13 protein-coding genes are annotated in these 15,147 nt (G+C 35.2%); 6 read left to right on the forward strand and 7 right to left on the reverse strand.

Features of this window, described 5'->3' with window-relative positions; all coding sequences use genetic code 11:
* Positions 1–201 precede the first annotated feature (201 nt).
* The 5 genes from PC_RS08385 to PC_RS08405 all read left to right on the forward strand — a co-directional run bounded on the left by PC_RS08385 (position 202) and on the right by PC_RS08405 (position 4,373).
* Positions 202–564, forward strand: coding sequence for a hypothetical protein (locus tag PC_RS08385; RefSeq protein WP_011176296.1), 363 nt, complete (start codon positions 202–204; stop codon positions 562–564).
* 365 nt (positions 565–929) lie between these two features.
* A complete protein-coding gene (locus PC_RS08390) occupies positions 930–1,721 on the forward strand; it encodes an MlaE family ABC transporter permease (protein WP_039358789.1) in 792 nt (263 codons plus the stop codon).
* A 51-nt stretch (positions 1,722–1,772) separates the two neighbouring features.
* Positions 1,773–2,549 carry an ABC transporter ATP-binding protein gene (locus PC_RS08395; protein WP_044045224.1) on the forward strand — a complete coding sequence of 259 codons (777 nt, stop codon included), beginning with the start codon at positions 1,773–1,775 and terminating at the stop codon, positions 2,547–2,549.
* Positions 2,550–2,554: 5 nt separating this feature from the next.
* Positions 2,555–3,784, forward strand: a complete 1,230-nt coding sequence (locus tag PC_RS08400; RefSeq protein ID WP_011176299.1) for an MlaD family protein — start codon at positions 2,555–2,557, stop codon at positions 3,782–3,784.
* 19 nt (positions 3,785–3,803) lie between these two features.
* Positions 3,804–4,373 carry a YqgE/AlgH family protein gene (locus PC_RS08405; RefSeq protein WP_011176300.1) on the forward strand — a complete coding sequence of 190 codons (570 nt, stop codon included), beginning with the start codon at positions 3,804–3,806 and terminating at the stop codon, positions 4,371–4,373.
* Between the two features lie 263 nt (positions 4,374–4,636).
* Here the strand turns inward: PC_RS08405 and rpsI are convergent, their stop codons facing one another.
* Entirely contained in the window at positions 4,637–5,026 is a 390-nt protein-coding gene (rpsI, locus tag PC_RS08410; protein WP_011176301.1) for a 30S ribosomal protein S9, read from the reverse strand.
* A gap of 17 nt (positions 5,027–5,043) precedes the next feature.
* Positions 5,044–5,475, reverse strand: coding sequence for a 50S ribosomal protein L13 (rplM, locus tag PC_RS08415; RefSeq protein WP_011176302.1), 432 nt, complete (start codon positions 5,473–5,475; stop codon positions 5,044–5,046).
* Between the two features lie 539 nt (positions 5,476–6,014).
* On the opposite strand from rplM, the gene miaB reads away from it, so the two are divergent.
* On the forward strand, positions 6,015–7,331 hold the full coding sequence (gene miaB, locus PC_RS08420; protein ID WP_044045600.1) for a tRNA (N6-isopentenyl adenosine(37)-C2)-methylthiotransferase MiaB: 1,317 nt from the start codon (positions 6,015–6,017) through the stop codon (positions 7,329–7,331).
* 67 nt (positions 7,332–7,398) lie between these two features.
* Here miaB and PC_RS08425 read toward each other — a convergent pair whose 3' ends face one another.
* The 5 genes from PC_RS08425 to mtaB all read right to left on the reverse strand — a co-directional run bounded on the left by PC_RS08425 (position 7,399) and on the right by mtaB (position 15,122).
* Positions 7,399–8,016, reverse strand: coding sequence for a superoxide dismutase family protein (locus PC_RS08425; RefSeq protein ID WP_011176304.1), 618 nt, complete (start codon positions 8,014–8,016; stop codon positions 7,399–7,401).
* Positions 8,017–8,209: 193 nt separating this feature from the next.
* Positions 8,210–10,207: an NAD-dependent DNA ligase LigA gene (gene ligA / locus PC_RS08430; RefSeq protein WP_011176305.1), complete on the reverse strand. Its 1,998-nt coding sequence runs from the start codon at positions 10,205–10,207 to the stop codon at positions 8,210–8,212.
* A 255-nt stretch (positions 10,208–10,462) separates the two neighbouring features.
* Positions 10,463–12,646, reverse strand: coding sequence for a 1,4-alpha-glucan branching protein GlgB (glgB, locus tag PC_RS08435; RefSeq protein WP_011176306.1), 2,184 nt, complete (start codon positions 12,644–12,646; stop codon positions 10,463–10,465).
* A 44-nt stretch (positions 12,647–12,690) separates the two neighbouring features.
* A complete protein-coding gene (locus tag PC_RS08440) occupies positions 12,691–13,770 on the reverse strand; it encodes a hypothetical protein (RefSeq protein WP_044045225.1) in 1,080 nt (359 codons plus the stop codon).
* 47 nt (positions 13,771–13,817) lie between these two features.
* The gene (mtaB, locus tag PC_RS08445) at positions 13,818–15,122 is read right to left on the reverse strand and encodes a tRNA (N(6)-L-threonylcarbamoyladenosine(37)-C(2))-methylthiotransferase MtaB (RefSeq protein ID WP_011176308.1); all 1,305 of its coding nucleotides are present in this window, start codon (positions 15,120–15,122) and stop codon (positions 13,818–13,820) included.
* Positions 15,123–15,147 lie beyond the last annotated feature (25 nt).

A 15,147-nucleotide genomic window follows, 5' to 3' on the forward strand; every position in this document is an offset into this window, starting at 1 on the left:
TCATTATTCATCCGAATAAAAAAATGGTCTATTGACAAAAAGCAATTAGCTTTCTATTCTACCGCAACTGCATCACCATTATTTTTAACCAATCTTTTGATGCAATCGCGAAACCAGTCGGAAGCGTGAATCGGTTGTTAAACCCGAAATCAGTTTAATCAATAAAAGATTGGCTAAATTCTAAACTTACAGGAGTTGTTTATGGCAATAAAAGCCGAACCGGATTTTCTAAATATCAACCTATTACGACCAATTTTACAAACCTCAGCAGTGACTGCAATAAATGCAATTTCAGGAAAACTTAATCACTATTCAGTTTCTTTTCCACACTTAACTTTAGTGGCTTCTTTGGCTTCTCTAGTTAGCGCTGTTACGAAAAAATTGTTTAACAATGTTATTTCTACTTATATTGCAACAGCATTAGGAATCACGATAAGTTTTGTTGCCCAGCATTTAATCACTAAACAAACAGTAAACTCAAAAACTGTTTTAATGGTGGCTGCTCCGTTAATTTTGACGGAAATATTTTTTGATATTCTCCATTTTACTAGTGGTAAGAATTAGAAATTCTGTTTTAACTTAATGAAATTTTCTGTGCCTTCTGCTTCTAGAGTAGAGGGCTTTTCAATTCTTCTTCACTTTTAAGGCTAATAATAATGGTTAAAACTGGTCAAATAGGGACCTTATCTTGACTCTAATTTTGTCATTTCCTAATATCCGGTTTTATATTATTTTTACAGAATTCAATCCCTTTTACACTTCATTTAAGAAAGCTCTATTTTTAAACAACGTTTCTTTGAAAGTTTGAAAAATATTTCTGATCTAAAAATTTGGAAAAAAATGGCAAAACGAATCAATTCAAATCTATCTAGCCACATCTTTGATTCCCTAACTATTTTTTCTTTTTATCATTTTTATCGTGTATTTTAATGAATTCTATTTTCTTCAATATTTTATCTTCGTTTGGAGATTATATTCTTCTGATTACTAACGTGATAATGGTTTCTTTACGGCGACCTCCGACTTGGATTCTTATCAGAGATCAGCTTTTTGATATTGGGGTCATGTCACTACCCGTTGTTGCGATTACAGGTTTTTCGACAGGAATGGTTCTTGCTGCTCAATCTTTTTTTCAACTTTCTGACAAAGGCTTAGCAAGCGCAACGGGATTAATGGTGGCTAAGGCTATGTTAGTTGAACTGGGACCTGTTTTAACAGCTTTCATGGTTACTGGAAGAGTAGGAGCTGCTATGTGTGCAGAATTAGGAACCATGAGGGTCACAGAGCAGATAGATGCAATGCGCACCATGTCTGTTAATCCACTTGGGTATCTTGTCGCGCCTCGTTTTCTTGCGGGAATGATAATGATGCCATTACTAACAGTATTTAGCGCTATTATGGGGATTTTTGGAGGATATCTTATTGCTGTTTATTTTTATAAAATGCCAGCAAGCTCTTTTATTGATCCTTTACCTCTTCATATCAACACATTTGATTTTATTAGTGGCATGGTTAAAGCCTTTGTATTTGGGATTATCATTGTAACGATTTCTTGTTATAAAGGTATGAAAACCCGAGGTGGAGCTGCAGGAGTGGGACGTTCAACAACCAATAGCGTTGTCATTTGCTATTCTGTCATTCTCATTATAAACTTCATCTTAACTCTTGGCCTAAATTCTTCCTTTAACTTCATTAATGAGTTTTTGACGAAATGGTTTTAAGAGATAATACCAAACGTTAACTTTGCTTAAACATATAGTGATGCACCAATCATGATTCGGGTTCAGAAAATTTGGAAAAGTTATGGCAAATTGCAAGTCCTAAAAGGCCTTGATTTGATTGTGAATGAGGGAGAAACCCTTGTTATTTTAGGTCGATCCGGCGTTGGAAAAAGTGTTCTACTTAAACAAATTATCGGTCTTGAAACCCCTGATAAAGGATTTGTAGAAATAGAAGGCGAAAAAGTAACAAATTTAAATACTCGTGCTTATCAAACGAAAATCAAACCGATGGGGATGCTTTTTCAAGGAGCTGCTCTATTTGATTCAATGAATGTCGGTGAAAATACGGCCTTCTATTTAAGACAGCATCCTGAATCTGCTTATTCTGAGTTTGAAATTCTCGAACGCGTTGCAGAATCTTTAAAAATGGTCGGTTTAGAAGGTACTCAAAAAAAAATGCCTTCTGAACTTTCAGGAGGAATGCGTAAAAGAGCAGCTCTTGCTCGCTTAATTGTTTATCGACCTCAAATTATCTTATATGATGAGCCTACAACAGGCCTGGATCCCATCACCTCTATGCAGATTAGCGAACTTATTAATCAAACAAAAGCAGAGCTTAATGCAACAAGTATTGTTGTTACCCATGATATTCGTTCAGCGTTGGAAGTCGGAGATCGTCTTGCTTTCCACAATGATGGAAAAATTGCTCAAATAGCTCCAAAAAATGATTTTTTAAAAATCGATGATCCGCTCCTTAATGATTTTTTCAATAATGCGTTCATTGATAAAAAAATTTTTTATAAGCCAAAACAGTCGGGAGATTCATAATTACTATGGCAGCATCGGTAAAAAATATTCTAATAGGAATCTTCGTTCTTCTCGCTCTTGCCATTATTGTCTTCCTACTTCTTTTTCTTCATCCTTCTGTCGGAGATAATGCAAAAACATTACGAGTTCGCTTTACCAATATTGATAAAATCAATGTTGGCTCGCGTGTTACATTTGCCGGTAAACCTGTCGGAGAAGTTGTTTCAATTGAAGAGATACCTGATGCAAGAATCGGTCGAATCAACCATCAAGGTGACGTTTATATCTATCAACTAACTTTGAAAGTGGATTCTAGCGTGAGTGTCTATAATTCAGATGAAATTTCTATTCGCACTTCCGGTTTATTGGGTGAAAAAAATATTGAAATCGATCCTCAGCCCCTTAAATCAGGTGGGACACTCATTGATGTCGAAAACCAAATTCTCTATGCTTCTCCTTCTGGATCTGTTGAAGAAACATTAAAACAATTTGATCAAATTTCCACGCAACTCAAGGTCGTATTGGAAGACTTCCATGACACTTTTACAATTTTGAAAAATGAAAAAGTCATTGAAGGAATTGCTCAAACAATAAAAAATATAGGGGAAATTACTCAGGTTGTAAATCAACCAGAAAAATTAAGCCGTATGCTTACTAACTTTGTTAATTTATCTGAACGAACCCACCAATCGTGGAAGACGTTAGATGCAGCCTGTCAAAATTTTTATCAACTCAGTGAGAAAGCTAATATTTCCTGGTTGTCTGTTGAAAATACTTTAAAAGAATTCAATTTAGCGTCAGTCAATTTGCAAAAAATGACGAATCAAACACAACTTTTAGTTGCAAATATGGCGCAAGGAAAAGGAACATTAGGTAAGCTATTCGTAGCAGATGATTTATATTTACGAGTTAAATCTATTTTAAATAAAGGTGAGAACATTTTTAGCGATATTAAGCAGTATGGAATTCTATTTCAACACAACAAACGGTGGCAACGTCTTCAAGCGCAACGAATGAAATTATTACATAAATTATCTGATTCAAACAAATTTGCTAATTATTTCAATGACGAAATCAATCAAATTTCATCTTCTCTTTCTAGTATTTCTATGGTATTAAACGAAGCAGAGTGTTATCCCTATTCATTATTAAATACCCCGGAATTCACCTGCCGGTTTGCGGACCTTATTAAGCGTGTGGGGGAAATGGAAAACGCATTAAAGATGTATAATGAACAAGTCATCGACCAAGAGTAGTTTTTAAGGAGTTAATCGGATGGAAAACATGCCTTATTCTCAAATCCAGAAAGGAACTTTTTTAATTGCCACTCCTGATATTGATTCAGGTTTTTTCTTTCGTGGTGTCATTTTAATTTGTGAGCATAATGCCAACGGGTCTTTTGGCTTATTGATTAATAAGAGCTTAGACTTAGAACTCCCTGAAGAAATTGTAAATTCTGAACACTTAATCAATCCTTATATTAGTATTCGATCGGGAGGACCGGTTCAAACTAACCAAATGATGCTTCTTCATACCTCTAGTCAAATTCAGCAACAAACCTTGATGATTACAGAAGGTGTTTATCTTGGAGGAGACCTACAATTTTTACAAGATGCAATTACAGATCAAAATGGACCTCATATTCACTTATGTTTTGGTTATTCAGGCTGGGGAGCAGGTCAGTTAGAAAGAGAATTCTTGGATGGGCACTGGTTTTTACATCCAGCAGAATTAAGGCATGTTTTTTATATTTCACCTGATAAACTATGGCAACATCTTTTACGTGAAATGGGAGGCAAATATGCTACCCTATCGATGATTCCTGAGGACTTATCTTTAAATTAAAATTTGAAGAAATAACTCAATCTACCAAAATTTTTCCTAATCTCTAAAACATAGCGAGTAAGATTTCATCTACGAGAGTTTTCTCGTTTTAGACTGCCAATGATAATTTTTAAATTGTCAAAAATTATTAAAAGAAAAGAATTTTAAAGTTTTTAATAAACTTTTGAAAAAAATCTAGTTTGATTAAAAGTTTTACTTAACAATAGGTAAAGATCAAGCATAAATTTGCTTTGTGCTTGATCTTGGAATTTAGCAAGAAAATATTAACGTTTAGAGAATTGGAATCGTTTACGAGCTCCAGCACGGCCATATTTTTTGCGTTCTTTCTTACGTGAATCTCGTGTCAAATAACCATGGCTTTTGAACTCATGACGTAAATTTTCATCATTTTCAACTAGAGCTCTAGCTAATCCTAAACGAATAGCTATAGCTTGAGCTTCAACACCACCGCCTTTTACACGAATAACCATATCATAACGATTATTACCGCCGAGATTTTCGAGAGGAGCAAATACGGTTCTTCTTTGAATTTCTAGTGGGAAATACTCTTCAAGGGATCTTCCATTAATATCAATTTTGCCATTTCCACTTCTAAGTCTAACGGACGCAACAGCTGTTTTTCGTCGTCCAGTTGCTACTGTTTCTTCTAACATAATCCTCTTACTTCTTCTTAAATGTTAACGTGGATTGGTTGTTGAGCAGCTAAATCATGCTCTTTTCCGGCAAATACACGCAATTTTTTAATTTGTTGTCTTGCCAAGCGCGTCTTAGGCATCATTCCTTTAACGGCATGCTCAATGATATATTCAGGCTTACGAGCTTTCATTGTACGGTAAGGGATTTCTCTCAAACCGCTCATAGAACCTGTATAATAATGATAAATTTTTTGAGCTTCTTTAGAACCCGTGACTTCTACTTTATCAGCGTTGACCACAATAACACCATCTCCACAATCCATATAAGTTGTGTAAGTAGGTTTATGCTTTCCACGAAGAATTTTTGCAATCTCAGATGTCAAGCGACCTAAAGTCTTTCCGGTTGCATCTAAAACAAACCACTTAAGTTTTATTTCATTTTTATTCGGAGTAAACGTCTTTTGCATGTTTTCGAACCTTATGCATAATTTTCACTCTTTTGCAAAAAAGAGCTCAGGTTAACGGGTAAGTCGTAAACCTGATTATTTAAATAATATAAGCCGTAATCATACTTATTTACACCTATTTTGCCAAGCATTTTTTAATTTTATCTCTTGCAATCGAAGTTTTAATTTTCTGTTAAAAAAAAACAGATTCATTCCGAAATAAAACTAGGGAGGTTTATTTATTTGGCATACAATATATAGGGTATAAATATAGGGCATAAAAAAAATAAATACCAACTCAAACAACTCAAGTAAACTTTGTTAAATCAAAAAAATGTTTTCAAGTTTTTCCTAATTAAGGAGTTAAATTTTCTCATTCAAAAATGATATTAAAATAAACGCAATTACAAAGATGTTTTCGGGTTGAAATAAAGATCTTTTATCATTAAAATTCTTTCTCTCTGCGAATTTTTTTGGCTGGTTTTTTTGAAATAGCGGGTTTGGCTCGATTCAAAAGCCTTTAAATGTTCAGCTTTAATCTTTTAACCCAATACATAATTATGCGATCATTAAAAAAGTTTTTTGTCAAAACTTACGGCTGTCAAATGAATGAACTCGATTCAGAAATTATGATTGGCCAATTAGAAAATCGAGGGCTGACTCGTAGTCATGATGAAAATGACGCCGATCTTTTGATTTTTAACACTTGCTCTATCCGAGATCTCGCAGAAAGAAAAGTCATGGGCAAATTAGGAAAATTAGGATTAACTAAACAAAGTCAAGCAATTATTGGCGTAACCGGGTGTATGGCTAATGCTAAAAAAGACTCCCTATTCCAAAAACTTCCTCATATTGACTTTGTTCTTGGTACTAACAATATCCATGATTTAAACCATGTACTTGATGAAGTTTTAGCTTCAGGTAAGCAATCTATTCGAACAGATGATCATTTTGAATTCGAACTCGATTACTTGAATGCAAAAAGAGAAGATCAAATTAAAGCTTATGTTTCGATTATCCGTGGATGTGATAAATTTTGTACTTATTGCGTTGTTCCGTATACAAGAGGTTCAGAGGTTTCTCGAGCTCCTGAAAATATTTTAGAAGAGTGTCGTCACCTTGTCAATCAAGGCTATAAAGAAATAACTTTACTTGGACAAAATGTCAATAGCTACGGAAAAGACAAACTTGAATGGAAATGCCTTTTCCATGATTTGCTTTATCAATTAGATAAAATTCCAGGATTAGAAAGAGTCAGATTTATGACAAGCCACCCTGTTGATATTTCGAAAGAGCTCATGGAAGCTATTCGAGATCTTAAAACGCTATGCGAATTTGTTCACTTTCCATTACAAGCTGGTTCTAATCGCGTCCTAAAAAAAATGCATCGCATTTATACCGTTGAACAATATTTAGAAAAAGTTCAAATGCTTAAAGAAATTGTTCCCAATGTTGCACTTGGAACGGATATTATTGTTGGTTTCCCAACCGAAACGGAAGAAGAATTTCAAGAAACTTACCGTTTACTCAAAGAAATTGAATACTCCGTTGCTTTCTTGTTTTCATATAGCCCAAGGAAAGGAACTCCAGCCATGCGATGGCGTGATGATGTCCCTGAAGAAGTCAAGCAAGACCGTTTGCAAAGGCTTTTACAACTCCAAGATACTATTTATATGAAACATAGACAGGCGTTTTTAGGGCAAACAGTAGAAGTTCTTGTAGAAAGACGAAACTTTAAAGATGATCGCCTTGTCAAAGGTCGCACGCGTTGCTGGAAAAACGTTTTGTTTACAGGTGGAGATGAGTTGGTTGGAACAATGCAGCAAGTTAAAATTCATGGCTATAGCCATCAAACTTTGTTAGGTGATTTACAGTAACTGACTGATTTAAAAAAGTGGGTGATATAAATACGAATAACCCACTTTTTTAAATCAGCCTTAATGGTTATTCATTTTCGATTTCAATTGTTCCGCAACCAATTCTAGCTCCAGAAGCACCACTTGGTTGAGTTTTAAAATCATCTTCATCAGCATGAATCATAATCGAGCGACCAATAATTGAATTTTTACCATCTAGTTCGATAAACTTATCTACTCTTTCATAATGAGCATGTCCATGGCTATCAGCTTCTAAATTACCAAAATCTCCCACATGCCTTTCCAAACTATCAGGACCGCCATGTTTTTGATTCATGGGATTAAAATGAGCACCAGCTGCTTCACCATTTTTTCCACAATCGCCAAATTCATGGATGTGAAAACCATGTTTACCTGGCGTTAATCCCATTACATCTGCAATAATTTTGACTCCTCCAATAACTTTTGTAAATGTCACTGTTCCTCTGACTTTGTTATCATTAACTCCATGTACAACAGCTTTAGCTTTTTTAATTTGACGAATCTGAATTACACCAGCATCTGCCACTTCGTTATTCTTATTGTTATTTTGTCGTGTATGAGCATGAGAATCTTTACATGCGCAACTTGCGGCTGTTATGACAAGTAAAGCTGCTGCAAAAAACTTTGAAAATCGTAAAGCATGATGAAATGATTGTTTAGACATATACACCTTTCCTTGGTAAAAACTTTTTAATACATGTATGGATAAGTATTGAAGTTTATCCCTTAAGCAAAACCAACTTTAAATAAACATTTGATTCTTCAAATTCTCATTTTTATCAGCTTTATGCATAAACTTTAGAGGATTTCTAAAGCAAATAAAAAATTAACCTACTCTCAATAGTTTTTTTTAAAAGCTAATGACAAAGACTTATAAATTCTTTTTCGTTGAGAACTGGAATTCCTAATGTTCGGGCTTTGTCAAGCTTAGATCCAGGCTCGGCTCCTGCAACCACATAATTGGTTTTTCTGCTAACTGAATCTGAAACTTTTCCCCCTCGTTCTTTAATCAAACTAGCAGCACTTTGTCTTGTATAATGTTCCAAACTCCCTGTAAGTACGAAAATTTTTCCTTGAAAAGCATGGTTCGTAAAAATTTGAACTGTTTTAGATTGGGGACAAACACCTAATTCTAATAATCGATAAACTTCTTGCCGATGCTTTGGATTTTGAAAATGTTCAACCACGGCCTGTGCAACTTTTCCGCCCACTCCCTCTATTTTGATAAGATCTTCCTCGTTTAATTGCATAAGCGTTTCAATAGTCCCAGCTCTTGCCGCTAATAATTCGGCCGTCCCTATTCCTATATATTTAATTTCAAGGGCCATAATAAAACGTTCCAAAGAGACATGTTTAGACTCTTCAATACTTCTCATTAAATTTTGTATGGCTTTAGTTTTAAAATTCGTCAACTGCGAAATTTGCCCTTCAGTTAAGGCAAATATATCAGATGGAAGATGAATAAATCCTTTTTGAAATAACTGAATGACGATTTTTTCTCCCATATGTTTAATATCCATAGCTTGCTTTCCCACAAAATAGATCAATTTTCTAATTTGTTGTTCAGTACAAGAATCTTCATTGGGACATCGAACGGCTACCTCTCCTATGATATTAATGACTTGCGTTCCGCAAGAAGGACAGTAAAGAGGCATTTGCCAAGGTTGGGAATGTAAAGGACGTTGAGATAATTCGACATTCAAAACTTTGGGAATGACATCTCCTCCCTTTTCAATAGTGACTAAATCTCCAATTCGAATATCTTTTCGTTGCACTTCTTCTTGATTATATAAGGAGGCTCGCGCAATCGTACTTCCTGACAAAAAGATAGGCTCTAATTCTGCAACTGGAGTCAAAACACCCGTTCTTCCAATTTGAACAGTGATGTCAATAATTCTGGTTTTTGCTTGTTCAGCAGCAAATTTATAAGCAATAGCCCAACGAGGGCTTTTGCCTGTGACACCCAATCTTTTTTGATCTTTAAAATCATTTAATTTGATAACAATCCCATCGATATCATAAGGAAGAATAGTTCGCAAAGATCGAATTTCTTCAGCAAATTTCCATATTTGTTCAATATTTTGACAATATGCGTGATGTTCTAATGCCGGAAGACCAATAGATCGAAAAAATGAAGGAACTTCAGCTTGCTTTTTGATAGAGGCAGAAGAATCTTCAGCAAGACCATAGAAAACAACAGCTAGCCTTCGTTCCGCAACCATTTTTGGATCCAAGAGTTTTAAAGATCCTGCTGCAGCATTGCGTGGGTTAGCCCAGAGTACTTCTCCATCTTGTAACTTTTGTTCGTTTAATTGCAGAAATACTTGTCGTGGCATGAAAACTTCTCCCCTAATTTCTAAGAAATCAGGAAGATTTTCTCCACTAAGTTGAAGAGGAAGATTTTCAATCATTCGCATATTAGTAGTGATGTCATCTCCTCTTTTTCCATTTCCTCTTGTAATTCCGCGCTTAAAAATCCCTTGTTCATAAATAGCAGTAATTGCAATCCCATCCATTTTTAACTCTACAGAAAATTCTACTTGTCGTTTTCCGACGAGTTTTTGAAGGCGTTTAATAAAATCCTCAATTTCTTCCTTAGAATACGTATTTGCTAAAGACAACATAGGAGTACGATGTGCAACTGTCTTAAAACCACTTGTTAAACTTTCATTAACGCGTTGAGAGGGAGAAAATTCCGTGATCCATTCAGGATGCGATCGCTCAATTTCTTCCAACTTTTTTAAAAGAGCATCGAATTCTTCATCAGAAATAATGGGTTGATGTTCAATGTAATAAAGTTTGTTATGATGCCAAATTTCATGACAAAGTTTTTCATAATCTTTTTGCGTGATCATTGAGACATAACCTAAATTTTAATTTTATTATGTTATTTAATATTTCGAATCGAGAAGTTGAGTTTTTCGCTTCAAATTTGCATGTGAATCGATATTGAGTAAATAAAAATATACAGAGAAATAAAATTTGCCTGTTAGAAGCTACCACTTGTCAATAATGTAAAATGATTTTGTTTTTCTAAGTTCATACACATGAATTTTGAGTCTCTGGGCAGGTTTTCAAAAAAAATTTAAAACGTCTAGGTTACCAAGCAACTAAGAGAGTTTAAAAATTAGGGTAGCAAGAGGGGCTAAGATGAGACGTAACCCTATTACAGACCTAGCTTCATTTCGAATAATTTCTGGGTTCAAATTATGTTTTCCAGAGCCTCCAAATTTCTCTGCATCTGAATTAAAAATTTCTTCGATGTGCTCAAACTGACTTAAGTGTAAAATATAATCAGAGTGATAAAGAGGCGTAAAATTATGGACACAAAGAAGGCGTTCTGTACCCCCTTTACGGACATAACTAATCACGCTATTGTGCATATCTGCAAAATCTACCCATTCAAAAGATTCATGACTAAAGTCTTTTTGCCATAGAGCTGGCTGTTTTAAATAAAAATGATTAATTTCCTGAACAAATTTGTGAATTCCAGCATGGGTAGGAAATTGCAATAAAAACCATTCCAGTCCCGATTTACAATTCCATTCATTCCATTGTCCAATTTCTGCACCCATGAACAGCAGTTTTTTACCCGGTTGACAAATCATATAGCTAATCAATAAACGTAAGTTAGCAAATTGTTGCCACATATCCCCAGGCATTTTGCTCAATAAGCTTTTTTTACCATGAACGACTTCATCGTGTGAAAAAACAGAAATAAATTTTTCAGAGAATGCATAAACTAATCCAAAAGTTAGATCGTGATGATGGTAGTTTCTAAATAACATATCTTTGGAAAAATAACGCAGTGTATCATTCATCCATCCCATATTCCATTTCAAGTCAAACCCCAATCCCCCTTTTTCTACGGAATGCGTAACCCCTGTAAATGATGTAGATTCTTCCGCAATCATCAATGAACCTGGACATTTAGAATGCACAATAGAATTCAAATGTTTTAAAAATTCGATCGCTTGTAAATTTTCTTTCCCTCCAACATCGTTGGGAATCCACTCATTTTCCTCTCTGCCATAATCTAAATATAGCATGGAAGCAACAGCATCGACTCGAAGGCCATCGACATGCATGATTTCTAACCAATACAAGGCATTAGCAATTAAAAAATTGGAGACTTCATGTCGACCAAAATTGAATATATTTGTATGCCAATGAGGATGATAGCCTTGACGAGGATCTGCATGTTCATAAAGAGCTGAGCCGTCAAAACGTGCTAATGAAAATGCATCTGTTGGAAAATGTCCGGGAACCCAATCTAAAATAAGACTTATCTGGTGTTGATGAAGATAATTCACAAAATATTGAAAATCTTCAGGGTGCCCAAAGCGACTAGTTGGGGCATAAAAACCAGAAACTTGATATCCCCAAGACTCATCTAAAGGATGTTCTTGAATAGGAAGAAGTTCTATATGAGTAAATCCCATATCTAAACAATAGGCAGTCAATTCATGGGCAAGTTCTCGATAATTTAAAAATTCTGAATTCGAATCCTTTTTTTTCCATGACCCCAAATGAACTTCATAGATATTCATAGGTAAAGAAGTCCAATTTTTCGCCTTTCTTTGTTCCATCCACGCTTGGTCTTGCCATTGAAAACGCTCAATATTAGCAATTTTAGAGGCCGTTGCTGGACGCAGTTCACTTGACAACGCATAAGGATCGGATTTAAGAATTCTTTCCCCTTGTTGAGTATGAATTTCGAACTTATATTTTTCTCCCTCTTGCAAACCAGGTACAAATAATTCCCAAACACCCGAGTATCCCATGATACGCATAGGATTGACCTTTCCATCCCAATGATTAAAATCAGCTATTAAGGAAACACTTTTCGCATTAGGAGCCCAAACAGCAAATTTTACTCCTTGAATACCCTGATGCGTTGCTAACCTTCCGCCCATTTGGTGATAAAGTTCATAATGAACACCCTTTCCAAACAGATATTGATCGACTTCTCCAAATGTGGGTAGAAATGCATAAGGATCAAAATGAAGCTTTCCATTTTGATGAAATATTTTATAATCTATAGCTGTTGTATGACTAGGAACAATACATTCAAAAATCCCCATTTCATGAATACGCCTAGCTTCAACAATATTTCCGAATAATTCTAGAAAGATTTGTTGCGCATTGGGTCTCCAAAGTCGAATAACTTTAGATCCTTCGAAAAAAGAATGAAGACCCAAAAAAGCATGAGGTTGGTGATGAACAACATGAACGATACGATAAATGTGTTCATTAAATTGAGAGTCAAATTCAGTCTGTTGCATAGTCATCATAGTCTACCTTATTGGAATCAGCAATTGGACTGGATCATAGTCAATTATTTAAAATTGTCAAAGATGTAATAACAATTTTTTTCAAAATTAAAACATTCACCAGACGTTATCCATTCAGTTTCCATCTGACCTTGTTTTTTAATGCGACATTTTTTTACATGGCGAAAATGTAAATGTAAACCTTGTTGTTGAGCAGAATAAAAAGAAGCTTGCCTAATGACTTTTTTAGTCCATTCCATGTTTAAAAGCCCCTGTTCCGCTAATTTTATAGATAATAATCTACCACAATGAAATTCAGGAGGTAAAACAGGCAACAAATAAATATGATTAAACTCTTGCTGAATAAAATGACGTTGCATCAAATGCATTCCCTTCTTCAAAAGGGCTAAAGGGGAACAAACAGGACTTATTGTTTGATCAATAATCCCTTGAAAAAATTCGTCTTCCCAAAAAGGGACTAAAATTCCTTGAAAAGTCGCTTGAAAAATTTGTTTCCAAATGGGAACTGCTTGATCGGATTGATTCTGACTAATAATTTCTTCAATTTTTCGGAAATAGCATCCCATTTCCTCTAAAGCGTTATTGATTCCTAAACTACTGGGGATCCATTGTCCTAAACTATACCAAATGGGAAAGATTTCAGTTAAATCCAACCGACGTTTGATTAAATCCCAATCTTGTTTTTTATGATTCCCTAAAGAAAGTCTTTCTAAAGAGGGAGATTCTAAACTTTGCATCAACTTGATTAAATAAATCGATTTCCCTTTCAACACATATTGTTCTTCATTTTGATTTTTAAAAACGATTCCTTGTTCAGAGGAACGATCTAACATCAGTGATATGCCAGTGGAAGTCGATGTAATAATATAGCGAATCGGTCCGAGAGCTGTTTTTCCCCAAACAAGAATTTTACCTTTTTCTAAATCTGTTTGAATAGTAAAGTCTTCAACAGGACCCTTTAAAAAAATATGATATTCGTTAACAAGTTGAGGGGTAGGTAAATCCCAACGAAACAAACGAATCAAACAAGGAAATACTTGAACAGCAAAAGAGGACATAGGAATTAAACATAAAGTCCCACTTTGGTGACTAAAAGGGCGCAACCGCTCTGCAATCTTAATCATTATTTATTAACTTAAGTTGAGTTTTTACTAAAGATGTTACCTACCTACTAAGGTTGGTATAATTTGAAAGGATTTAGACATGGCTTTCCAATTAGCCCTGCAGGTGTATTAGCTACGAGCTCTACTTCAACAATCTTATTAGATTGAATGCCTTCATCCTGAATCCATACACTTAAGAAATTCTCTGTATGCCCGTGAATTTCGCCAGGCCTTGCTTCATCTATGCTTTCCGTTAAAATCTTCATGCGTCGATTGAGATAACCTTCTCGCAACTTGTAAGCAGTTTGCTCTGCAACGCGTAAAATTTCCTGTTTGCGCATCCGTATCATTTCAGGTGAAACTTTGTTTGGCATCAGATTCGAGCGTGTGCGAGGTCGATCACTGTAAGGAAACATATGCACTTTAGCAAATTTAACATGCTTCATAACTTCTATCGTATCTTGAAAGTCTAAATCTGTCTCTCCTGGAAAACCCACGATAATATCTGTCGTAAAAGTAAAATCGGAGTGAGCCGCTTTTAATTTATCAATAGTATCTAAAAAAATTTGCCTTGTATATTTGCGATTCATACGTTTTAAAATGACATTCGATCCTGATTGCAAAACGATGTGCATCGAATGACATGTATGCTTCCCATTTAGAATGGCGTCACTTAATTCATCATCTACCTCGTCAGGGTCTATTGAAGATAAGCGAAGGCGCTCTAAACCAGGCAATTGATCCACCATTCGAACAAGTTCGGATAGTCTAACAGGAGTTTCCCCTTTAGCAACTTTTCCATCAAAATCACCAATGTTAATTCCTGTTAAAACAATTTCTTTATATCCATTCGAAATCAATGCTTTTGCTTCTTCGAGAACTTCTTCCACACTTCTTGAACGAGAACGCCCTCTTACATAAGGAATAATACAATAAGTACAAAAAGAATTACAGCCATCTTGCACTTTAATAAAAGCCCTTGTATGCGAATCAAATTGAGTGATTGAAAATTCAGGGAGATTTTCTTTAGGGAATAAACGAGCCAGCAACTGTTCTTTTTCCCGATTGGGAATGACATGCGTGACCCCATCTATCTTCTGAATGACTTCTGGTTGCCTTTCGGCAAAACATCCAGCCACTAACAGTTGCGTTCCTTGGTTCTCTCTTGCTAATTGCCTAATAGCATGTCGACTACTACTATCTGCAGATTCCGTAACCGTGCATGTATTGACAATACAGATGTCAGCTTTTTCACCTTCTTTAGCTTCCTGATATCCCATCCTCAGCAATTGATTTTGATAGGCTTGTGACTCATACTGATTTGTCCGACAACCTAAAGTTATAATTTTAAATTTATTAGTTTCGTTTTCCATGCATTTACTTTATGTATTTTCAGAT

The organism is Candidatus Protochlamydia amoebophila UWE25, assembly GCF_000011565.2.
In the GTDB taxonomy this organism is placed as follows: Bacteria; Chlamydiota; Chlamydiia; order Chlamydiales; family Parachlamydiaceae; genus Protochlamydia; species Protochlamydia amoebophila.